At 67.0% G+C, this 22216-nt stretch carries 23 protein-coding genes; 18 read left to right on the top strand and 5 right to left on the bottom strand.

The features are described 5' to 3' along the window. The first annotated feature begins 24 nt into the window (after nt 1-24). The 8 genes from ACMUOY_RS07830 (at nt 25) to ACMUOY_RS07865 (ending at nt 8109) form a co-directional block, all read left to right on the top strand. Nucleotides 25-969 (top strand): LysR family transcriptional regulator, encoded by a 945-nt coding sequence (locus ACMUOY_RS07830; RefSeq protein WP_413892145.1) that lies wholly within the window; start codon nt 25-27, stop codon nt 967-969. Nucleotides 970-1037: 68 nt separating this feature from the next. After that, the gene (locus ACMUOY_RS07835; protein ID WP_413892146.1) at nt 1038-2600 is read left to right on the top strand and encodes an ABC transporter ATP-binding protein; all 1563 of its coding nucleotides are present in this window, start codon (nt 1038-1040) and stop codon (nt 2598-2600) included. Beyond that, entirely contained in the window at nt 2587-3651 is a 1065-nt protein-coding gene (locus ACMUOY_RS07840) for an ABC transporter permease (RefSeq protein ID WP_413892147.1), read from the top strand. Before ACMUOY_RS07835 ends, ACMUOY_RS07840 begins: the two co-directional genes overlap by 14 nt. Then, a complete protein-coding gene (locus tag ACMUOY_RS07845; protein WP_413892148.1) occupies nt 3651-4571 on the top strand; it encodes an ABC transporter permease in 921 nt (306 codons plus the stop codon). The genes ACMUOY_RS07840 and ACMUOY_RS07845 overlap by 1 nt, the downstream gene beginning before the upstream one ends. Before the next feature lie 39 nt (nt 4572-4610). Continuing rightward, nucleotides 4611-5774, top strand: coding sequence for a BMP family ABC transporter substrate-binding protein (locus ACMUOY_RS07850; protein WP_413892149.1), 1164 nt, complete (start codon nt 4611-4613; stop codon nt 5772-5774). Between the two features lie 40 nt (nt 5775-5814). Next, entirely contained in the window at nt 5815-6531 is a 717-nt protein-coding gene (locus tag ACMUOY_RS07855) for a hypothetical protein (protein ID WP_413892150.1), read from the top strand. A 255-nt stretch (nt 6532-6786) separates the two neighbouring features. Next, nucleotides 6787-7839: an adenosine deaminase family protein gene (locus ACMUOY_RS07860; protein ID WP_413892151.1), complete on the top strand. Its 1053-nt coding sequence runs from the start codon at nt 6787-6789 to the stop codon at nt 7837-7839. A 15-nt stretch (nt 7840-7854) separates the two neighbouring features. Further along, the gene (locus ACMUOY_RS07865) at nt 7855-8109 is read left to right on the top strand and encodes an AbrB/MazE/SpoVT family DNA-binding domain-containing protein (protein WP_413892152.1); all 255 of its coding nucleotides are present in this window, start codon (nt 7855-7857) and stop codon (nt 8107-8109) included. Nucleotides 8110-8172: 63 nt separating this feature from the next. Here the strand turns inward: ACMUOY_RS07865 and ACMUOY_RS07870 are convergent, their stop codons facing one another. Further along, complete coding sequence (locus ACMUOY_RS07870; protein ID WP_413892153.1) at nt 8173-9174, bottom strand: hypothetical protein; 1002 nt, start codon at nt 9172-9174, stop codon at nt 8173-8175. Between the two features lie 237 nt (nt 9175-9411). Here ACMUOY_RS07870 and ACMUOY_RS07875 point away from each other — a divergent pair, with 237 nt between their 5' ends. From ACMUOY_RS07875 to ACMUOY_RS07890, 4 genes are all read left to right on the top strand, one after another. Further along, entirely contained in the window at nt 9412-13296 is a 3885-nt protein-coding gene (locus ACMUOY_RS07875) for a class I SAM-dependent DNA methyltransferase (protein ID WP_413892154.1), read from the top strand. A 52-nt stretch (nt 13297-13348) separates the two neighbouring features. Then, nucleotides 13349-13600 (top strand): hypothetical protein, encoded by a 252-nt coding sequence (locus ACMUOY_RS07880; protein WP_413892155.1) that lies wholly within the window; start codon nt 13349-13351, stop codon nt 13598-13600. 3 nt (nt 13601-13603) lie between these two features. Next, complete coding sequence (locus ACMUOY_RS07885; protein ID WP_413892156.1) at nt 13604-14005, top strand: type II toxin-antitoxin system VapC family toxin; 402 nt, start codon at nt 13604-13606, stop codon at nt 14003-14005. 79 nt (nt 14006-14084) lie between these two features. Beyond that, nucleotides 14085-14483: a hypothetical protein gene (locus tag ACMUOY_RS07890; protein WP_413892157.1), complete on the top strand. Its 399-nt coding sequence runs from the start codon at nt 14085-14087 to the stop codon at nt 14481-14483. A 213-nt stretch (nt 14484-14696) separates the two neighbouring features. Here the strand turns inward: ACMUOY_RS07890 and ACMUOY_RS07895 are convergent, their stop codons facing one another. Beyond that, the gene (locus tag ACMUOY_RS07895; protein WP_413892158.1) at nt 14697-14885 is read right to left on the bottom strand and encodes a hypothetical protein; all 189 of its coding nucleotides are present in this window, start codon (nt 14883-14885) and stop codon (nt 14697-14699) included. A 205-nt stretch (nt 14886-15090) separates the two neighbouring features. Here ACMUOY_RS07895 and ACMUOY_RS07900 point away from each other — a divergent pair, with 205 nt between their 5' ends. After that, complete coding sequence (locus tag ACMUOY_RS07900; protein WP_413892159.1) at nt 15091-16995, top strand: HIRAN domain-containing protein; 1905 nt, start codon at nt 15091-15093, stop codon at nt 16993-16995. Nucleotides 16996-17127: 132 nt separating this feature from the next. On the opposite strand, the gene ACMUOY_RS07905 is transcribed toward ACMUOY_RS07900, so the two are convergent. Genes ACMUOY_RS07905 through ACMUOY_RS07915 form a run of 3 tightly spaced genes read right to left on the bottom strand, consistent with a single transcriptional unit; the run spans nt 17128 to nt 17678 of the window. After that, entirely contained in the window at nt 17128-17304 is a 177-nt protein-coding gene (locus ACMUOY_RS07905; RefSeq protein ID WP_413892160.1) for a hypothetical protein, read from the bottom strand. A gap of 9 nt (nt 17305-17313) precedes the next feature. Next, on the bottom strand, nt 17314-17505 hold the full coding sequence (locus tag ACMUOY_RS07910; RefSeq protein ID WP_413892161.1) for a hypothetical protein: 192 nt from the start codon (nt 17503-17505) through the stop codon (nt 17314-17316). A gap of 17 nt (nt 17506-17522) precedes the next feature. Further along, nucleotides 17523-17678 carry a hypothetical protein gene (locus ACMUOY_RS07915; RefSeq protein WP_413892162.1) on the bottom strand — a complete coding sequence of 52 codons (156 nt, stop codon included), beginning with the start codon at nt 17676-17678 and terminating at the stop codon, nt 17523-17525. 349 nt (nt 17679-18027) lie between these two features. Here ACMUOY_RS07915 and ACMUOY_RS07920 point away from each other — a divergent pair, with 349 nt between their 5' ends. From ACMUOY_RS07920 to guaD, 5 genes are all read left to right on the top strand, one after another. Then, on the top strand, nt 18028-18321 hold the full coding sequence (locus ACMUOY_RS07920) for a hypothetical protein (RefSeq protein ID WP_413892163.1): 294 nt from the start codon (nt 18028-18030) through the stop codon (nt 18319-18321). Then, nucleotides 18308-18574: a CopG family antitoxin gene (locus tag ACMUOY_RS07925; protein WP_413892164.1), complete on the top strand. Its 267-nt coding sequence runs from the start codon at nt 18308-18310 to the stop codon at nt 18572-18574. The genes ACMUOY_RS07920 and ACMUOY_RS07925 overlap by 14 nt, the downstream gene beginning before the upstream one ends. A gap of 55 nt (nt 18575-18629) precedes the next feature. Further along, nucleotides 18630-19691, top strand: coding sequence for an EamA family transporter (locus ACMUOY_RS07930; RefSeq protein ID WP_413892165.1), 1062 nt, complete (start codon nt 18630-18632; stop codon nt 19689-19691). 110 nt (nt 19692-19801) lie between these two features. Continuing rightward, on the top strand, nt 19802-20896 hold the full coding sequence (locus ACMUOY_RS07935) for a BMP family ABC transporter substrate-binding protein (RefSeq protein WP_413892166.1): 1095 nt from the start codon (nt 19802-19804) through the stop codon (nt 20894-20896). 4 nt (nt 20897-20900) lie between these two features. Beyond that, the gene (guaD, locus tag ACMUOY_RS07940; protein WP_413892167.1) at nt 20901-22178 is read left to right on the top strand and encodes a guanine deaminase; all 1278 of its coding nucleotides are present in this window, start codon (nt 20901-20903) and stop codon (nt 22176-22178) included. Nucleotides 22179-22216: the final 38 nt, after the last annotated feature.

The following is a 22216-nucleotide window of genomic DNA, read 5'->3' on the forward strand; positions in this document are numbered from 1 at the left end:
TATGAGTTGAATGCACGCACCGGTATGAGAGACCAGACCCTTTTCGACAAGATAGACCTCCATCTCATAAGGGTCCTGCATACCGTGTTGACCGAACGCAGCGTGTCGAAAGCCGCCATCCGCCTGGGCATGTACCAGCCGGCGGTGAGCGCGTCGCTGAAAAAGCTTCGGGAACTCGCCGGGGATCCGCTTCTGGTGCGCTCAGGCGCCGGCATGGTGCCCACCGACGCCGGCTTGCGCATGCTCGCCCCCAGCGCAAGCATTCTTCGTGCCGCGGAGTCGATGTTTTCCGACGCGCGCGGGTTCGAGCCCAGCAGCGCGCGGCAGACTTTTCGCATCGCCGCCAGTGATTTCCTCGACCCGCTGTTCCTTCCGCAACTCGTGGCGCAGATCAAGCAGCAGGCGCCGCACTGCGTCATCGAGATCCTGCCGCTGTCGGCCGAGAGCGACTACCGCGCGCGGCTGGCCCAGGGCGACATGGACGTGGTCATCGGCAACTGGCTCAAGCCGCCGGACGACCTGCACCTGGGCCGGCTGTTCGGTGACGAGGTGGTCTGCCTGGTGGCGCGCGACCACCCGGCCGTGCGCCGCAGCAGCCAGGGCGGCTGGGACGCGGCCAGCTGGCTGGCGGCCGAACACATCGCGCCCACACCCACGCACCCAGGGGCACGCGGCGTGATCGACGAGCACCTCGACTCCCTGGGCCTGCAGCGCAACATCACGGCGCGCTGCCCGCATTTCGGGCTGATCCCGAGCATGGTGGCATCAACCTTGCTGGTGCTGACCACGGGCCGCCAGTACTGTGAGCGCTACGTGGACAAGTTGCCGGTGAGAATCCTGCCCTGTCCGGTCGAGTTTCCGCGCCTGCTGTATTACCAGCTCTGGCATGAACGCACCCACACCTCCAGCGCCGGACGCTGGCTGCGGGAGCAGGTCAAGTCGGTGGCGGCTTCCCTTCGAAAAGAGTAGCAAACAATGACCGATCGACGCTGGGAAGTGCCTGAAATAGGCCGAAAATCAAGAAGGAACGCCTGCCCATGAGCCCGCCACGCCTGCAACTGGCGCACATCACCAAGCGCTACCCGGCGGTGGTGGCCAACAGCGACGTCTCGCTCACGGTGCAGCCGGGCGAGACCCACGCGGTGCTGGGTGAAAACGGCGCGGGCAAGTCCACGCTGATGAAGATCATCTACGGCTCGGTCAAGCCGGACGAGGGCACCGTCTCGTTCAACGGCCAGACGGTGCAGATCCGCAACCCGCAGGAGGCGCGGGCGCTGGGCATCAGCATGGTGTTCCAGCATTTCAGCCTGTTCGACACCCTGACCGTGGCCGAGAACGTCTGGCTGGGGCTGGACAAGAGCCTGTCGCTGGCCGAGGTCACCGGCCGCATCACCGCCAAGGCGCGCGAATACGGCCTCGACATCGACCCCGGCCGCCCGGTGCACACGCTGGGCGTGGGCGAGATGCAGCGGGTGGAGATCATCCGCGCGCTGCTGAGCAACCCGCAGCTGCTGATCCTGGACGAGCCGACCTCGGTGCTGACGCCGCAGGCGGTGGAAAAGCTCTTCGTGGTGCTGAAGAAACTCGCGTCCGAGGGTTGCAGCATCCTGTACATCAGCCACAAGCTGCATGAGATTCGTGAGCTCTGCACCGCCTGCACCGTGCTGCGCGGCGGCAAGGTCACCGGCACCTGCGACCCGCGCCAGGAGTCCAACGCCAGCCTCAGCCGGCTGATGATCGGCGCCGAGCCGCCCGCCCTGCAGTACCGCGCGGTACAGACCGGCGCCACGGTGCTGGACGTGAAGATGCTCGATCTGGTGCGCGAATCCCCGTTCGGGGTGGACCTGCACGATGTCTCGATGCAGGTGCGCGCGGGCGAGGTGGTGGGCATTGCCGGTGTCTCGGGCAACGGCCAGCGCGAGCTGCTGTTCGCGCTCTCGGGCGAAGACACGCGCGCCCAGCCCGGCATGATCGAGGTCGCCGGCAAGGCGGTCGGCCGCTGCGGCCCCGTCGAGCGACGGGCCCTGGGCCTGCATTTCGTGCCGGAGGAGCGTCTGGGCCGTGGCGCGGTGCCGATGCTGGGGCTGGCCCACAACCTCATGCTGACCCGTAACGAGGCCTTCGGCGCCGGCGGCTGGATCCGCCTCGGCGTGCTGGAGCGACAGGCGACCGCCATCATCCAGCGCTTCGGCGTCAAGACCGGCGGGCCGCATGCGGCGGCCAAGTCGCTCTCAGGGGGCAACCTGCAGAAATTCATTGTCGGGCGCGAGATCGACGCCAACCCCAAGCTGCTCATCGTCTCCCAGCCGACCTGGGGCGTGGACGTGGGCGCGGCGGCGCAGATTCGCGGCGAGATCCTGGCGCTGCGCGACGCCGGCTGCGCGGTGCTGGTGGTCAGCGAGGAGCTGGACGAACTGTTCGAGATCTGCGACCGCCTGCACGTGATGGCCAAGGGCCATCTGTCGCCTTCGGTCGACCGCGTCGACGCCACCGTCGCCCAGATGGGCGAGTGGATGAGCGGGCTGTGGCACGACGACGTCCAGGCGCGGCTGGCCGACATGGCTGAAACCACCGGGGAGGCCGCCGATGTTCAAGCTTGAACCCCGGCCCCAGGCCTCCAAGTTCTGGAGCTACGGCTCGCCGCTGCTGGCGCTGGTCATCACCGTGCTGATTGGCGTGGCCCTGTTCATCGCGCTGGGCAAAGACCCGGTCAAGGGCCTGCAGGTCTTTTTCTGGGAGCCGGTCAAGACACCGTACGCCCTGGGCGAACTGATGGTCAAGGCCACGCCGCTGCTGGTGATCGCGCTGGGGCTGGCGGTGTGCTTCCGCTCCAATGTCTGGAACATCGGCGCCGAGGGGCAGTTCGTGATCGGCGCGATTTCCGCGGGTGGCGTGGCGCTGCTGGCCGACAAGGAAACCGGCCGCTGGATCGTGCTGGCCATCCTGATGGCCGGGGTGGCGGGCGGCATGGCCTGGGCGGGCATCACGGCCCTGCTGCGCGACCGCTTCAATGCCAGCGAGATCCTGGTCAGCCTGATGCTGGTCTACGTGGCCGATATGGTGCTGAGCTTCCTGGTCTATGGCCCCTGGAAGGACCCGGGCGGCTACAACTTCCCGCAGACCCGCACCTTTGATGCGGTGACGCAGATCCCGCGCCTGATGAGCGGTTCGCGCGTCAGCGCCGGACTGCTGCTGGCCCTGGCCGGTGCGGCGTTGCTGTGGGTGTTCCTGTTCCGCACCCGCGCCGGCTTTGCCCAGCAGGTCGGTGGCCTGGCGCCGGCCGCGGCGCGTTACGCCGGCTTTTCCTCGCGCAAGGCGCTGTGGGTGGCCCTGCTGACCTCGGGCGGGGCGGCCGGCCTGGCCGGGGCGCTGGAAGTGGCCGGGCCGATCGGCCAGCTCACGCCCTACGTGCCGGCGGGCTATGGCTTTGCCGCCATCATCGTGGCGTTTGTCGGGCGCTTGCACCCGGTGGGCATGGTGTTTTCGGCAGTGCTGATGAGCATGTTCTATATCGGCGGGGAGCTGGCGCAGTCGCGCCTGGGGCTGCCCAAGTCCATCACCGGGGTGTTCCAGGGGCTGCTGCTGTTCACCTTGCTGGCCTGTGAAACGCTGATTGCCTACCGGCTCAAATTCACCGGGAGGGCCGCGTAATGGAATCCTATGCCTTGCTGCTGGCGGCCACGCTGAACGCCGGCACCGTGCTGGCGATCGCGGCGCTGGGCCTGCTGATCAACGAGAAAGCCGGCATCGTCAACCTCGGTGCCGAGGGCATGATGCTGTGCGCGGCCGTGGCCGGCTTCGCCACCGTGGTGCACACCGGCAATGACTGGCTCGGTTTTGCCGCCGGCATGGGCGCCGGTGCATTGCTGGCCGCCATCTTTGGCCTGCTGGTGATCTGGCTGAACACCAACCAGTACGCCACCGGGCTGGCGCTGAGCCTGTTCGGCGTGGGTTTCTCGGCCTTCGCCGGCATCAAGTACGTCCAGGAAAAGCTGCCCGAGCGGCCGCACTTCTCGATTCCCGTGCTCGGCGACATCCCGCTGGTCGGGCCGGCGCTGTTTCGCCAGCACCCGCTGGTGTACCTGACCATTGCATTCGCGATCGGGCTGATCTGGTTCCTCTATCGCACCCGCGGCGGCCTGGTGCTGCGCTCGGTCGGCGAGTCGCCCGAGTCGTCCCATGCGCTGGGCTACCCGGTGCGGCGCATCCGGCTCGCCGCCGTCGTGGTGGGCGGTGCGTTGTGCGGCCTGGCCGGTGCCTACATCTCCGTCGTCTACACGCCGCTGTGGGTCGAGGGCATGGTGGCCGGCAAGGGCTGGATCGCGCTGGCCCTGACCACCTTCGCCACCTGGAGACCGGCGCGGGTGCTGCTGGGTGCCTACCTGTTCGGCGGCGTGACCATGCTGCAGTTCCACCTGCAGGGGGTCGGCGTGGACGTGCCCAGCCAGCTGCTGACGATGCTGCCCTATGTGTCGACCATCGTCGTGCTGGCGCTGATCTCGCGCAACCCGGCCTGGATCCGGGTCAACATGCCGGCGTCGCTGGGTAAGCCCTTCCATCCCGGTTCATAATCTTTTTTTCTACCCACCCCTGTCCATGAAAGAGCTGACATGACTGACCTGCACAAACGTTCCCTGTTGAAAGTCGCCGCCCTGACGGCCGTGGCGGCTGCTGCCCTGGTGGGCTGCGGCAAGAAAGAGGAAGCGAAGCCGGCCGAGGCACCCAAGCCTGCGGCCTCGGCGGCAGCACCGGCCAAGCCCGATCCGCTGAAGATCGCATTTGCCTATGTCGGCCCGGTGGGCGACGGCGGCTGGACCTACGCGCATGACAACGGCCGCAAGGCGGTCGAGAAGGAATTCGGCGACAAGGTCGTGACCACCTTCGTCGAGAAGGTGCCCGAGTCCGCCGACGCCGAGCGCGTGATCCGCGACATGGTCGGCCAGGGCAACAAGCTCATCTTCGGCACCACCTTCGGCTACATGGAACCCATGCTGAAGGTTGCCGCCGACAGCAAGGACGTGAAGTTCGAGCACGCCACCGGCTACAAGACCGCCGAGAACATGCGTACGTATGACAGCCGCACCTACGAAGGCGCCTACATGGCCGGCGTGATCGCGGGCAAGATGACCAAGACCAACACGCTCGGCGTGGTCGGCTCGATGCCGATTCCTGAAGTCATCCGCAACATCAACAGCTTCACGCTGGGCGCCCAGTCGGTCAATCCCAAGGTCAAGACCAAGGTGGTGTGGGTCAACGAGTGGTTCAACCCGCCCAAGGAAACCGAAGCCGCCACCGCGCTGATCAACGGCGGCGCCGACGTGCTGATGCAGAACACCGACTCCTCGGCCGTGCTGCAGACCGCCGAGAAGATGGGCAAGCGCGCCTTCGGCTGGGATTCCGACATGACCGCCTACGGCCCCAAGGCCCACCTCGGTTCGGCCGTCATCAACTGGGGCCCGTACTACATCAAGGCCGTGGGCGACGCGCTCAACGGCAAGTGGAGCACCGGCCAGGCCTGGTGGGGCGTGAAGGAAGGCGCCATCGACATGGTGTCGGTCGCCGCCGACGTGCCGGACGACACCAAGAAGAAGATCGACGACATCAAGGCCGGCCTGAAGGACGGCAGCTTCGTGATCTGGAAGGGCCCGATCGTCGGTCAGGACGGCAAGGAAGTCGTGGCGAAAGACGCCGTGGCCGATGACAAGTTTCTGGGTGAGATCATGTTCTACGTCAAGGGTGTAGAAGGAAAGGTGCCAGCGAACGAGAAGAAGTAAGTAGAGTGATCGCGGTACATTGATTTTTTTGGAGATCGACTTGAAACACAATCGACTTATGGTGCTGTTGTTCGCGGCAGGAGTATTGCTTGCCTGCTCCAAGCCGACGGACACCATCATTCCGTCGGATATGAGCAAGTGGGACTCCGAACTTGCGCCGGCCATCAACAAGCTCAGCGAAGAGGACAAGAAGCTTGCCACTGGTTATTTGATGCGCGCCAAGATGGGCGAATTGTTCGGCAAGGAAGGTATCCCAATTGGAACAACGCTCGGTGCTGCTCTGGAGGCACAGAAAAAGTGGCTGGCGGATCAAGTAGTCAAGGACGCAGAAGCTAAGGCACTGAAAGAAAGAATGCTAAAGGAGCAGCAGAAAGCCCGCGCGGACATTGAAAGCGCAGTAACTGTAGCCTTGATTGCAAAACGTGAGTTGCCGAAGAACTACGATTTGGGGCGCTACTCGGAATATCAGCTTTTCAAATTTGGTATCAAGAACAAATCTGAGAAAGAGATCGCCGGGGTCTCAGGAGAGATTGAGTTCATTGATATTTTTGACAAAAGGGTTGGTTCTGTAACTTTCCGTATGGCAGAAAAAATTAAGGCTGGGGGTGAGGTGACCTGGGAAGGCGGACGGGACTACAACCAGTTCATTTCTGAGCACAAGGCTGTTTGGAATCTTGAAGAGGGTAAGTACAAAACAAAGTTCGTTCCAAGTGCGATAGTGTTTTCGGATGGCAGTCAACTGAAAACGCCAGACTGAAAATTTAGTCTATCTTTGCGTAGTGGCTTTGACACCAAGGGTCGCGAAACAGGTAGTTGAGCTGGATTGAAGAGATTTGGCACGACAGTTTCCGGTACGCCACCTTTCTTACTTTGACTAATCGATGTTGCATTCGCAGCAATCCAGTTGCGGTTCGATAGATATGCGTGCTGAGCGAATGCAATTGGATGTCGAAGCCTGAATTTCCTCCTGCCGAATTCCTATGGGACGACGGGAGTTTTCCAAGAGTCCAACATGTTCAAAGTCCATCCCGTTCCGCAGCACCGCCTGCCCGAACTGCTGCGCGCCATGCCCAAGGCCGAGCTGCACATCCACATCGAGGGTTCACTGGAGCCGGAGATGATCTTTGCGCTGGCCCAGCGCAACGGCGTGACGCTGCCCTACGACAGCGTGGAAGCCCTTCGCGCGGCCTACGCCTTCACCGACCTGCAGAGCTTCCTCGACATCTACTACGCCGGCGCCAGCGTGCTGCTGAAGGAGCAGGATTTCTACGACATGGCGTGGGCCTACTTCGAGAAGGCGGCGGCCGACCATGTGGTGCGCGCCGAACTCTTCTTCGACCCCCAGACCCACACCGCGCGCGGCGTGCCGATGGAGGTGGTGATCAGCGGGCTGTACCGCGCCTGCCTGGATGCCCACACCAAGCTGGGCGTGAGCGCCGACCTGATCCTGTGCTTCCTGCGCCACCTCAGCGAGGAAGACGCCCTCGCCACGCTGGAGCAGGCGCTGCCGTACCGTGACCGCTTCATCGGCGTCGGCCTGGATTCGAGCGAACGCGGCCATCCGCCCGAGAAGTTCGCGCGCGTGTTCGCCCGCTGCGCCGAGCTGGGCCTGCACCTCGTGGCCCATGCGGGCGAGGAGGGGCCACCCGCGTACGTGTGGAGCGCGCTGGACGTGCTGAAGGTCGAGCGCATCGACCACGGCGTGCAGAGCGCCAAGGACCCCGCCCTGATGGCGCGCCTGGCCAAAGAGCGCACGCCGCTGACCGTATGCCCGTTGTCCAACCAGAAGCTGTGCGTCTTCCCCGACCTGAAAGACCACAACCTGCGCACGCTGCTCGACGCCGGCCTGTGCGCGACCCTCAACTCGGACGACCCGGCCTACTTCGGCGGCTATCTCAATGAGAACTTCCTGCAGACCTTTGCCGCGCTGCACCTGAGCACCCAGCACGCCTGGACCCTGGCGCACAACAGCATCGAGGCCAGCTTTGCGCCCGCTGTCGACAAGCAGCGCTGGACGCATCAGCTCAATCAAACCTTCGAGCGGTTTGTGGAGCACGACTACTGAGGGTGGAAGGTTTGGATGTTTGTCGAGAAGAGAGGACTCATTTCCATGCACAGGCTCACATTGATCGAGATCGGCGATTCGCTCGGTGCCATTCTTCCTGGCGAACTGCTGGCGCAGCTCGGTCTGAAGGCTGGCGACGAACTTTGTGCGGCAGAAGCGCCTGGCGGGTACATCCTGACTCACTGCCCACCGCCGCAGACCGACGAAGTTGCAGCTGGTCGTGAATTCATGGCTGAGTTCAGCGATACATTCCGCAAGCTCGCCAAATAGCCCGGCTGTGCGCCTGGGCAGCAAACCCGCCCGCGTGGGCAATCGGCGATCCAGGTCGCGTCCTCACACCGGCGGCAGCAGCCGCCCCCGCGCCACCAGCACCAGCGTGCGGGCCAGCAGGAACAACTGCACCGCGCTGGCCAGCACCACCGCCGTCACGGCCACGGACAGCGGCCAGCCACCGCGGCGCACCGCCTCCACCGTGGTGGCCGCAAACGCCGCCAGCGGAAACGAAAACGACCAGAAGCCCACGTTGAACGGCACCTCGCTCCAGTAGCGCCAGCGCGTCAGCACCGCCAGCACCGGGCCGCTGGCCACGCCCAGCGCCACCATCACCGCGTCGGCCGGCAGATCCGGCCACAGCACGCAGGCCGCCAGCGCGCCCACCGAGGCCGGCGCCATTTCGATGCCCAGCGTGGGTCGCAAGGCCAGCGGCAGCGGGCCGGCAAACAGGCGGTTCAGGATGCGCATTTCCAGCAACGCCCAGGCACCGAGGCCCATGCCCATCAGCAGCGTGGCCCAGCCGTGAAAGCCCAGCGCCTGCAGCGCCATCGCGCCGACAAAGCCGCCCGGCACCGTGGGCAGGTACAGGGCCGGCGTCACCAGCTCCGGCGGCGTCTTGCCGGTGGACAGGTCGGCCACCACGCGCCACGCCATCCAGCCCTGGCCGGCCAGCACCACCAGCGCCAGCGGCAGCAGGGTGTCGCGTGTCTGCGGCCAGCGGCCCGCCACCAGCGCCACGGCCATCAGCAGCGCCACCGGCATCAAGGCCAGCAGCGCGCCCTGCACGGGATGCCGCAGCTCCTGCCGCAACACCGCACCGTGGCGCAGCGCCTTGGCCAGCCAGAGCAGCAGCAGCCCCGAAAGCAGAGCCAACGCTGCGGCCAGAAGGCCCTCGGCCAGCGGGCCCGCGGCGTCCACCCCGGCCGGCTGCAGCCGGTGCCAGGCGCCCGACAGGCCCAGCAACCCCAGCGCCATGCCGAACAGCGACGGATGCAGCCGCGCCAGCCAGGGGCGGGCGGTTGCTGGGGTGGCGGTCTGGGGCGGTGGTGGGCGGTCGGTCATGGCTTGTGCAGTCTAGGCATTGGTTCGCCGCAGCACGCGGGCAAGTCTTTTCCGCTTGATATGTGTCAAGCATGTCGGCTACCCCGGCGGCGTGGGCCCTGGGGGGGCCATTTCAGCGGCTGTTTTGCCGCCAATTTCAATAAAAACTGCCCCACCCCGTCGTGAAATGGTCATCACCCGCTATCAAAGCGGGAGTGCTTGAAAGCACGCCAGCCCCCGCCCGCTATGATGCGCCGCATGGGAGACACCGCCAGCACCCCCCCCGCGGCCAGCGATGCCGCCATCGACGCCACGACCCAGGCCGTGCGTGATTTCATCGCCCGCTGGCGGGGCGTCACCGCCAGCGAGCTGTCCACCTCGCAAAGCTTCGTCATCCAGCTCTGCGAGCTGCTCGGCGTCGAGGCGCCGCACCCCACGCCCGAGCAGAGCTACATGTTCGAGCGCCCCATCACCTTCACCCACGGCGACGGCAGCACCAGCGCCGGGCGCATCGACTGCTACCGGCGCGGCCACTTCGTCTGGGAGAGCAAGAAGCTCAAGGACGGCGAGCGCCAGGCCGCCGCCGGCAGCCGCCGGTTTGACGACGCCCTCCTGCGCGCCCGCACCCAGGCCGAGAACTACGCCCGCGCGCTGCCGGCTGCCGAAGGCCGCCCGCCCTTCGTGGTGGTGGTGGACGTGGGCCACGTCATCGAGCTGTACGCCGAGTTCACCCGCTCCGGCGCCACCTACACCCCGTTTCCCGACCCGCGCAGCCACCGCATCCGGCTGGAGCAGCTGGCCGACTCCGCCATCCGCAAGCGCCTGAAAGCCCTGTGGACCGACCCGCTCAGCCTGGACCCCAGCCGCGCCAGCGCCCGCGTCACGCGCGAGGTGGCCGCCGAGCTGGCCGAGCTGGCCAAAAGCCTGGAAGCTGCCGGCCACACGCCGCACCACGTGGCCGGCTTTCTGACGCGCTGCCTGTTCAGCATGTTTGCCGAGGACGTGGGCCTGCTGCCCAAGAGCGGGCCCGAGGGCCTGGGCAGCTTTGTGCACCTGCTGCGCCAGCACCGCGAGCAGCCCGCCACCCTGGCGCAGATGCTCAAGATCTTCTGGGCTGGCATGGACGCGGGCGGCTTCAACGCGGCGATTGCCGCCGACGTGTTGCGCTTCAACGGCAAGCTGTTCAAGGGCTCGGCGGCAGACGGCTACGTGCTGCCACTCAGCACCGCGCAGATCGACGGCCTGCTGCGTGCCGGCCGCGCCAACTGGACCGAGGTGGAGCCCGCCATCTTCGGCACCTTGCTGGAGCGCGCGCTCGACCCCACCGAGCGCCACGCCCTGGGCGCGCACTACACGCCGCGCGCCTATGTGGAGCGCCTGGTGCTGCCCACCGTGGTGGAGCCCCTGCGCGCCGACTGGGCCAACGCGCAGGCCGCCGCCCACATGTTGGCCCGCGAGGCTGCGGAGCTTGAAGCAAATCCGCCGAAGCGCACGGCGGGAACGACGCACGCGACTTTTGACTCGCGGCAATTGGCAAAAGAGACCAAGGTCCTGGTCGATCATGAACGGAAGGTGCGCGACAAATGGCGTGAAGCCCAACAGGAAATTCGGCGCTATCACCACCAGCTCTGCACTGCCCGCGTGCTCGACCCGGCATGCGGCAGCGGCAATTTTCTGTACGTCACGCTAGAACACCTCAAGCGCCTCGAAGGGGAGGTGCTCAACCAGCTCGGCGAATTGGGCGAGCATTCCGGCGTGCTTGCAGACGGGGAAACCGTTACTCTCAAGCAGTTTCTAGGAATCGAACTCAACCCCCGTGCCGCAGCCGTTGCCGAGTTGGTGCTATGGATTGGCTGGCTTCAGTGGCACGTGCGAACACAAGGCAGCCAATCGGTGGCCGAGCCCGTCGTGCACGACTACGGCAACATCGAAAATCGCGACGCGGTGCTGGCCTACGACCGCGCCGAGCTGGCCACGGATGAATCGGGCCAGGTCATCACCCGCTGGGACGGCACCACCTTCAAGAAGCACCCGGTGACGGGCGAAGATGTGCCCGACGAGGCCGCGCAGGTGCCGCAATGGCGCTACGTGAACCCGCGCCCCGCCGAGTGGCCGGCGGCGGATTTCATTGTGGGGAATCCGCCGTTCATTGGCGCCGGGCCGATGCGGGCCGCGCTGGGCGACGGCTATGTGGAGGCGTTGCGTGCCACCTGGACCGACGTGCCGGAGAGTGCGGACTTCGTCATGTACTGGTGGCACCACGCGGCTTGGCTGGTGCGCTCTGGCGCTGCGCGACGGTTTGGGTTCATCACCACGAACAGCCTGCGGCAGACGTTCAACAGGCGGGTGGTGCAGGCTGCGCTGGACGGGGTGCCGGTGAAAGCTGGAGGTCTGGTGGCGGCCGGGGCGGGGCATGCCGGGGGGCTCATGCTGCCAAATGCGCAGAAATCGGCCCCCGGCACGCCCCGCCCCGGCTTGCAGGCGCTCAGCCTGATCTACGCGATTCCGGATCACCCGTGGGTGGACAGCGCCAACGGGGCGGCGGTGCGCATTGCGATGACGGTGGGCGTGGCGGGCGAGGGGGAAGGGCGCTTGCTGACCGTATGCGACGAGCGCGAAGGCGGCGACGGGGAGGTGGCTGTGCGGCTGGCTGAAGCCCGCGGCCTGCTGCACGCCGACCTGCGCCGCGGCGCCAACGTGGCCGCTGCCCGTGCGTTGTTGGCGAATGCGGGCGTGTCATCACCCGGTGTGAAGCTGCACGGCGCAGGCTTCATTGTCAGCCGCGAGGAGGCCGGCGAGCTGGGGCTGGGCACGGTGCCTGGGCTGGAGCGCCACGTCCGCGAGTACCGCAACGGCCGCGACCTGATGGCGTCGCCCCGCGACGTGCTGGTCATCGACCTGTTCGGCCTGAATGCCGACGAGGTCCGCGTGCGCTTCCCGGCCGTGTTCCAGTGGGTGGTGGAGCGGGTGAAGCCCGAGCGCGACGCCAAGGCAAACACCAAGGATGGCGCCGGCTACGCTGCACAGTGGTGGCTGTTCGGCAAACCTCGGCAGGAGATGCGGCGCCAGCTGGCCGGCTTGCACCGCTACATCGCCACTGTCGAAACCGCCAAGCACCGCACCTTCCAGTTCCTCGACGCCAGCGTGTTGCCCGACAACATGCTGATCGCCATCGCGACCGACGATGGCGCGTGGCTGGGCGTGCTGTCCAGCCAGGTGCACGTCGAATGGGCGCTGGCCGCTGGCGGCACGCTCGAAGACCGACCTCGCTACAACAAGTCGGTCTGCTTCGAAACCTTCCCCTTCCCCTCTGACGACACCGGCCTTACCCCCGACCTCACCGAGCGCATCCGCCACCTCGCCGAACAGCTCGACGCCCACCGCAAGGCGCGGCAGGCGGCGTTTGAATCCGTCACGCTCACCGGCCTGTACAACGTGCTCGACAAACTGCGCCGCGGCGAGGCGCTTTCACCCAAGGAAAAGGTCTTGCACGAGCAGGGCCTGGTCAGCGTGCTGCGCAGCCTGCACGACGAGTTGGACGCCGCCGTGCTGGCCGCCTACGGCTGGAGCGACCTCGGCCCCGTGCCCTGGGCGGACGAGGCCGCGCGCGCCGCCTGGACCGAGGCGGTGCTGGAGCGCCTGGTGGCCCTCAACGCCCGCCGCGCCGCCGAAGAGGCCGCCGGCACCATCCGCTGGCTGCGCCCCGACTTCCAGGACCCGGCGCGCCGCGCCGAGCGCGAAGCGGCCGCCGCGCAGGCGGTGCGGACCAGCGCCGATGAACTCCTGAATCAGGAGCGCCCTGTGGCCATTCCACGCTGGGAACAGCCCGATTTGGGCATGAAAATGGCCGAAAACGAGGCCCCGCCGGCCTCCCAGGTGCCCGAAGTGCCTGCCGAAGACGCCACCGACCATTCGGCAGCCCCAGCGCCCGCCACCGCAGCCCAGCCCTGGCCCGCCGCCCTGCCCGAGCAGGTGCGCGCCGTCGCCCAGCTGCTCGCCGCCAGCCCGGCCCCGCTGCCCCTGCCGGCCATCGAGGCCGGCTTCAAGGGCAAAGGCCCGTGGAAGAAAGGCCTGCCCCGCATCCTCGACACCCTGGAAGCCCTCGGCCGCGCCCGGCGCGAGGGGGCGGGCTGGCGGGGGTGACGAACCCATCGCACCGCGCGGGGCCCATCTATCTAGAATCATCCGACGTTCCATGAAAGGCAAAACCATGTTGCACAGCTACGAGGCCGAGTTGCAAGGCAATCAAGTCATCTGGCTTGGCGCGGCGCCGCCAGCCATCGCTCAGGCGCGCCGGGTGGTGGTGGTTCTGGAAGACTCGACGGAGGAGCAGGCGCCATCTTCGCTGGCCCAGATCCTGCGTAATGCGCGCGGCTCCCTGGGGCGTGGCAATCGCGAAGCGGTGCTTGCCGAACTGGCCCGTTCGCGGCAAGAGTGGGAACTCTGAGCGATGCCGCCCGAAGCGCCGCAAGATCAGGCACTGGTTTTTGACAGCAGCACGCTGATCCTGTTCCTGAACGACGCCCTGCCCGAGGCGGCTGTCGAACTCCTCAATGTGAATTTGCAGTCGGGTCTCGTGTTCATTTCCGCCATCGTGCGGGCTGAAGTCCTGGCGTGGCCCGCGCACACGGATGGTTCATTGTCGGCGGCTCGAGCGCTTCTCGATGTCTGCCATCTGGTGCCCGTCAGCGCCGAGGTGGCCGACGAAGCCGCGCGAATTCGCCGCGAAACCGGCTTGAAGTTGCCGGATGCGCTGATCGCCGCGACCGCTGTTCTCCAGCGCGCGACCTTGGTCACCGCCAACGAGCGGGATTTCCGGCGGGTGCCGGAACTGGCGTTGATCGAGACCTGACGGATGCTGAGGCTTGCTGGTAATGTCCGGATGAAGAACCAGTGCAATCGGCGCGAGAAGGCGAAGGGAGTTGAAAAAAATGAGAAGTACAACGTTTTTCCTGGGCGCGCTGGCGCTCGTGTTCGTTGGTGCTGCGCCGGCCGGCGAGGTGTTCATGTGCAAAAGCTATGGCGGCGGGACGTTCTGGTCCAGTGCGCATTGCAGCCGTCATAACGCGCTGATCGAGCGCATCGTGAGCGTGCCCGATGGCATGCCGTTCGATCAGCAGGTCAAGCTGGCCGAGCAGGACCGCGCTGCCGCCGCTGGGCTGGTTGCGCAGCAGACGCCCAGTGATGTGCAGCAAGCTGTGCCGACACCGTCGAACCAGACCGCGTGCCAGGCATTGGACGCGCAAATTCGGCAGTGGGACGCAATGGCCCGCCAGCCGCACTCCCCAGATGCAGGACTGGATCACGGGTCAACGCCGCGCGGCGCGTGATCGACAAATTCGCATCCGCTGCTGAGGTGATGCTGTCAGTTGGCAATGGCTCCGGGAAAAGTTCGTCACCACACGGATTCGGCCTCCATGAACTCCTGAATTCAGAGCGCCTTGTGACCAATCGACGCTGGGAATAGGCCGTTCATGGACTGAAAGTCGCCTCAATCCGGCCCCGCCCGATCCGGGCTCGCATCCGAATCACAAGTGCGATTGCTAGCGCAGGCAACAGAGGTCCAGGAGCTCCCCGTCGGCGCCGTACAGCAGGTAGTCGCCATCGACCGCGATGACATAGCGAGCCGGATTTCTGAACCTGGCGCCGTGGTCGCGAATGCTGGGCGGAACGCGGGGATCGTCCACATACCAGACATCCTCGCCTTCCCAATCTTCGTTCAGAATTTCCATGGTGGTGCCCGGTGTGGTGGCCCTGAGCCCGGCGCAGGCGCGCATCCGCTGGCGGTGGTCAAGGGATGGCTACTTTGCCACACGCATCGAGAAGCGGTCGCTGTGCGCTCTTCCGATGGCAGGTGACGCGAAGGAGCGGTGTCCCCGGACCATGCACCATGGAGATGCCCGCGCGCGAGCCGTCGTCCTGACTATGATGACCGGCATGTTATCCGCTGGTTCCACCACTGAAGGCTGCGCGCCGGGGGTCCGGGCGCGGGTCTGGCTTTCCGGCGAAGACCTGGGCGAGAACGACGACTTCGCGCGGGTCTGGCTGCATCTGGACGATGGGCAGGTGCGGGTCTTCCGCCTGCCGGCATCCTGTCTGGGGTGCGACGAGGTGCTGGCGCCACTGATGGCCGCTTCAGCCGCCGATGCGCGCGGGATGCTGCTCGAAGTGAACGATCGGTTGTTCGAGTGGGCGATTGCCCTGTACGCCGCGCCCGTCGCCCCCTTGCTTCGTTCAGAGCGCTGGAGCCGCTCCCACGCGGCGGCGCTGTCGTTTTCCAGGGGCCTGGATGCCGAGCTGCTCGAAGTCCTGGGGCAACTGCAAGCCCAGCGCACCTGGGGCTCAGCCCGCAACTACACCCGATTGGCCATCCTGCCGCCCGAGGTGCGCCAGCGCCGCCTGCAGGCGATCACGCGCTTCCCGCTGCTGGTGGCGCCCGTGCTGTTGTCGGGCCACCACCGGCTGGAGCTGTTCGGCGGCAAGCGCCACGCCTGGCGCGCCCATGATGACGAGGTGGTCGAGGCCATCGACCGCGGGCGCGATCTGACGGGCGTTCTGGCCGCGCACCATGGTGTTTCGCGCGCCCTGGTGCGCTCGCCCACGTGCCGGCAGATGTGGGGCAGCACGGCGCTGTCGCATCAGAACTTTCTGCGCCTGATGGACGCTCTGAGGCCCGAGCAGCGGCCCGCCCGCTGGGCTGAAATCAGCCCGTTCGTCCCGGCGCTGCCCGCACTGGAGAGTCTCGCGGGCGGGACGGAGCGCTTGATCGGGGTGGCGCGCGATGTGTTCCGGCCCGGCTGGACAGCGCTGTGGCGAGCCTGCGAGCAGGCCTTTGCCCCCCTGCCGGCGGCGGTATCCGATGCGGAGGATTTCGTGCGCGCGGCGGCGGGGAGCGCAGCGAATGTGGCCGGCCTCTCGGAAGACGAGCTGGCCCGCGCCTGGCTGCGCGAGCGCGGGCTGCTGCCGCTGCTGCGTGCGTCCGCCCGGTGGCACGCTGCCCGCAGGCCCACGCCCCGGCCGATCGAGGATGGCGAGACCCTGCCGGCGGTGATCGGCCTGTGGGAAGAGGGGGTCGCCAGTGCCACCGAGCTGACCACGGCTTCTGCCCTGACGCGCGAAGGAGACGACTTGGACCACTGCGTGGCGGACTACTGGAGCGACTGCCGCGACGAAGGCACCCGCATCTTTGCCTTGAGCCTGCCCGACGACGAACGCGCCACGGCGCAGTACAACCCGCGCGCCACCCATGGCGATGTGCCGGACTATGGCCTTGTTCAACTTCGCGGACCGGGCAATGCGGCATGCGGCGCGGCCATGCAAGCCTGGGCTGAGCGCGTGGAGGACGCGCTCAACGAGCCGCAGCGGCGGGCTGCGCGGGCCGCAGCGCTGGCGACGGCGGGGCAACGGCGGCGGTCGCGCGGGTGGTGGATGGAGCGGGTCGTGGGACCGCTCGATCCAGAGAGCGAGAAGGAGCTGACACGGGTGCTGGCCCGCCACGCGGCGCGCCCGGAGAACAGGCCGCTGCCCGGCGAGGTTCTTCGCGCCTGGGTGGCCGGCTTCGCTTATCACGATGGCGCGTCGGTGCAGGCGCAGCTCAGCATCGGCCGTGCGCTGGAGCTGGTGCGCGAGCCTGACAACCCGCATGACCCGCTGGCCGTGCGCATCGATGGCTGTGGCGTGACGCTGGGCTACGTGCCGCGCGCGCTCAACGCGGCGATCGCCGCCCGCCTGGATGCCGGCGAAGTCCTTGTGTGTCAGGTAGTCGAATGCGATCCTCGGGCGGAACCCTGGACGCGCTTGGTGTTTGCGATTGCTGCTGAAGCGGGGATGGCTCGCAGGTGATCGCTGCGGCGGGTGCAGCCGGATAGGCTGGCCGGTATCGCCACCGGAGGTCGATATCCCGCGCGCTCGGTTCACCTTCATCTGATCCACGAGCCTTGGTACCCGCGTGACCAAGCCCGGAACCTGGCACGACTACTGGGGCGGTCTGGCGAAGAAACGGATGGCTCCGGTGAGCGTGAGCACGGCCACGAAGAAACCGATGAACAGTATCCACAGCAGCACCACCGCCAGTCCCTGGTTGCCGCCGGAAAGCAACAGCAGCCCGAACAGGCAGGCGCAGACGGCAGCAAGGGTCAATGTCAGGCGCATGGTCATCGATCAGCCGTCGTGCCCGCGCAGCAGCGATCGCGCGCACCGCCCCAGACCGTGAAGAAAATCCGCCAGCGCCGCCGAGCCCAGCAGGAACAGCAGAAAGCCTTGCATGAAGAACCCGCTCAACGCATCGCCCAGGTGCAATGCCAGCAGGACGCAGACCACCGCCAGCATTGGCATGAAGCGAAAGGATGACATGGGGGTTTGAGGCTGGATCAGCCCAGCAGCCAGCCGAACAGAGCGACAGCGCCCAGCAGCGCCATGCGTGATACGCCTAGTGAGCGCGCGGCGCGGCCCCACAGCACCCAGCCGATGACGGCCCAGCCCGCGAAGGTGATGATGCCGAGCAATTCAAAGAACGCGTTCCACATCGGGGAAATCGTAGCATGCGCCCGAGTTCTTCCATACGATCCGCATCACCTTGATCTGGGACTGAGTGACCAATCCGACCGCTGGCATCGTCCAGGCCACCGGAGAGCTTGACCGGCTCCGGCGAAAAGCCGTCACACACTGATGTCGCTCCAGCGTTCACGCTGCCCCTGCGGGCCATCGAAGCCGGCTTCAAGGGCAAAGGCACTTGGAAGAAAGGCCTGCCCACATCCTCGACACCCGGGAAGCCCTCGGCCGCGCCCGGCGCGAGGGGACGGGCTGGCGGGGGTGAGGCGTTGGCCTGGCCGTTGCCTGGTGACAAAAGGCACACAATAAATTAAACTGGCACCCATGAAACCTTTTCGCTGGGGGCCGGAAAAAAACGATCAGCTTCAGCGTGATCGGGGCATTACGTTCGAGCAGATGGTGGTGGCAATAGAAGCCGGCGGCCTGCTCGACATATTGGCCCACCCAAATGCGGCGAAATATGCCAACCAACGGGTGCTGGTTGTGGAGTCCGAGGGATACGTGTATCTGGTGCCGTTTGTGGAGCAGGCGGATCATTACTTCCTGAAGACGGCCATCCCAAGCCGCAAGGCCACCCGTGACTATTTGAAGAAGGACGATCCTCATGCCCAAGACTGATGCCTACGAAGCCGACCTGCTCGGCGCCTTTGACAAAGGCGCGCTCAAGTCGGTGGCCACCAAGGCCGAACTGTCCCGCTTCAAGGCTGCGGCGCGCGCTACGGCCGTGAAGGACAAGCGGGTGAACATCCGCCTGTCGTCCGGCGACCTGCAGGACATTCAGGTCAAGGCGCTGGAGCAAGGCATGCCTTACCAGACGCTCATTGCCAGCGTGCTGCACAAGTACGTGACGGGCCGGCTCGCTGAGCGCTGAACGACGGATCGCGAGGGCCCGCACTCGCGGGGCTGCGCTCGAGCCAATGCCGCCTGTGCACCCTGATCACACCCACGCCCCCGCCCTGCGCGGGGGCCTGCTCGCCGTGCTGGCGGCGCTGCTGTTTGGCGTGAGCACGCCGCTGATCCAGCGCCTGGGTGCGGGGCTGGGCGCGTTCACCACCGCGGCGTTGCTGTATGCGGGTGCGGCGGGTGCCGGGGCGCTGTTGCGCCAGCCGGCCACGCGCGAGGCGCGGCTGCGCCGGTCTGACCTGGGGCAGCTGGTGCGGGTGGCCCTTGCCGGCGCGCTGGTGGGGCCGGTGGCGCTGGCCTGGGGGCTGCAGCGCACCAGCGGGACCAGTGCGTCGCTGATGCTGACGCTCGAAGCGGTGTTCACTGCCGCCCTGGCCTGGCGCCTGTATGGCGAGACGCTGGACCGGCGCGTGGCCGCGGCCATGGCCCTGCTGGTGGGCGGCGGCGTGGCGCTGGTGCTGGACCAGCGTGCCAGCGGCACGGTGGGCGTGTGGGGCCTGCTGGCGGTGCTGGTGGCCACGGCGGCCTGGGGGATGGACAACGCCTGGTCGCGCCCGCTGGCCGAGCGTGACCCGGGTCAGGTGGTGCTGGCCAAGGCGGCGCTGGGCGCTGCCTGCGCGGCCACGGTGGCCGTCCTGAGTGGCGAGCCGCTGCCAAGCGGGGCGCAGGCGGCGGGGCTGCTGGCGGTGGGGGCGACGGGCTACGGCCTGAGCCTGCGCCTGTACCTGCTGGCGCAGCGCCACTTCGGCGCGGCGCGCACCGGCTCGGTGTTTGCGCTGGCGCCGTTCTTTGGTGCGGCGGCGGCGTGGGCGCTGGGCGAGCGCGGCGCCGGGCCGCTGTGGTGGGCGGGCGCCGCGCTGATGCTGGCCGGCGTGCTGCTGCACCTGCTGGAGCGCCACGCCCACACGCACGAGCACCCGGCCATGGATCACGAGCACGCCCACACGCACGACGACGGCCACCACCTGCATCGGCACACCCCCATGCCAGTGGGCCCGCACAGCCATTGGCACCAGCACGATCCGGTGCGCCACACCCACGCCCATGTGCCCGATGCGCACCACCAGCATGCGCACGGGGGTTAGCGGCGAGCGACCAGGCCCGGTGGGCTGCCCCGGGTAAAATCCCGTTCAAAGGCTGCTGCCCCGGCAGCCTTTTGCTTTTTCAGCCATCCGGGGCCATGTAGAGGACCACCATGTACAAAAACCTCGTGCCGGCGGGCGCCTTGGCGCTCGCGGCCGTCTGTTTTTCTTTTCCCGCTTTTCCCCAGACCCAACCCGCTGCCGGTGAACCCGTCAAGGCCGGCTTTGTCTATGTCTCGCCGATCACCGAGGCCGGCTGGACGAAGCAACACGACGAGGGCCGCAAGGCCGTGGAGGCCGCGCTGGGTGCGGGCGTCAAGACCACCTTCGTCGAGAACGTGCCCGAGGGCGCCGACGCCGAGCGCGTCATTCGCGACCTGGCGCGCCAGGGGAACCAGATCATCTTCACGCCCAGCTTCGGCTACATGGAGCCCACGCTGAAGGTGGCCAAAGAGTTTCCGGACGTGAAGTTCGAATCGATCACCGGCTACAAGACCGCGCCCAACGTGGCCACGGCCAACGCGCGCTATTACGAGGGCCGCTTTCTTGCCGGCATTGCCGCCGGGCGGATGTCGAAGACCGGCGTGGCCGGCTACGTGGCGGGTTTTCCGATCCCCGAGGTGTTGCAGGGCATCAACGCCTTCACGCTGGGCATGCGCTCGGTGAACCCGAAGGCCGAAGTGAAGGTGGTGTGGCTCAACGCCTGGTTCGATCCGCCCAAGGAGCGCGACGCGGCGATGGCGCTGTTCAACCAGAACGTGGACGTGATCGCCTTTCACACCGGCAGCACGGCCGTGATGGCGGCGGCCCAGGAGCGCGGCAAGCTGGCGGTGGCCTACCACTCGGACATGCGCAAGCTGGCGCCGGACGCGCAGATCGTCGCGGTGACGCACCAGTGGGGCGACTACTACACGCGCCGGGTGCGCGCGGTGGCCAACGGCACCTGGACCTCCGGCAATGTCTGGGGCGGGGTGAAGGAGGGCATGGTCCGCGTGGGTGACTTCGGCTCTAAAGTGCCCAAGGCGGTGCAGCAGGAGGTGCTGGCGCGCCAGAAGGATCTCGCCAGTGGCAAGCTCAGGCCTTTTGCCGGGCCGATGGTCGACAACGAGGGCCATGAAGTGGTGCCCAAAGGCCAGGTGATGACCGATGCGCAGATACTGAATATGAACTTTCTCGTATCGGGGGTACAGGGCCGGATCGCAAAATAGAGGCATGAAAGCCTATCAAGCCTCCCTCCTGCGATTCGACGAACACGGCCAGGCCGTCTATGAGACCGACGGCCTGCTCGTCACCGGGCCGGATGCCAGCGGCCGGCGCGTGGTGCTGGCCGCGGGGAGCTACGGCGCCCTGGCCCCGCACTACGCCGATGTGCCTGTCCAGCGCCTGCCCGGGCGCATCCTCGCACCGGGCTTCCTGGACCTGCACATCCACTACCCGCAGACCGATGTGATCGGCTCGCCGGCCGAGGGCCTGCTGCCCTGGCTGGAGCACTACACCTTTCCGCACGAGGCGCGATTTGCGGACGCAGACTACGCCGCCGACGTGGCGCGCTTCTTCCTGGACGAACTCGCGCGCAATGGCGTCACCACCGCGCTGACCTTTGCCACCTCGCATCCCGGCTCGGTGGACGCCTTGTTCGGCGAAGCGCAGCGCCGCGGCTTGCGGCTCATCACCGGCAAATGCCTGATGGATCGCCACAGCCCCGACGGCGTGCGCGACGAGACGGAACAGAGCCTGATCGACTCCGAGGCGCTGATCCGGCGGTGGCACGGCGTGGACCGCCTGGGCTACGCCATCACGCCGCGCTTTGCGCCCAGCTGCACCGAGGCGCAGCTGACGGGCGCCGGCGAGCTGGCCGCGCGCTACCCCGAGGTGTGGATCCAGTCGCATGTGTCGGAAAACCTCGACGAGGTGCGCTGGGCGCGCGAGCTGTTCCCGGCCTCACGCTCCTACCTGGCCGTCTACGACGACCATGGGTTGATGCGCGAGCGCGCCGTCTATGCACACTGCATCCACTTCGACGACGACGACCGGGCGCTGATGCGCGACACCGGCACGGCGGCAGCCGTCAGCCCCACCAGCAACCTGTTCCTGGGCAGCGGATTTTTTGACTACGCGGGCGCCGAGCGCGTGGGCTTTCGCTTCGGCCTGGCCAGCGACGTGGGTGGCGGCACCAGCTTCAGCCCGTTCCACACGATGCTGGCCGCCTACACCGCCGGCCGCGAAGGCCAGACCAAGGCCGGCCTGAGCCTGAGCCCGCAGCACCTGTGGTGGCAGCACACCGCCGGCGCGGCGCAGGCACTGGGCCTGGGCGGTGTGGTGGGCAACCTGCAGCCCGGCCATGAGGCCGACTTCATCGTGCTGAACCCCGCCGCCACGCCGCTGCTGGCCCGGCGAACCGGCCAGGCACAGAGCGTGGACGAGCTGCTGTTCGCGATGATCGTGCTCGGAGACGACCGGCTGGTCGAAAAAACCGTGATTTCAGGGTAAAACTGCCATCATCCCGGCGTGGAATGGTCAGTTTTCGC

The organism is Candidatus Skiveiella danica (assembly GCF_022705245.1).
Classification (GTDB): domain Bacteria; phylum Pseudomonadota; class Gammaproteobacteria; order Burkholderiales; family Burkholderiaceae_C; genus Skiveiella; species Skiveiella danica.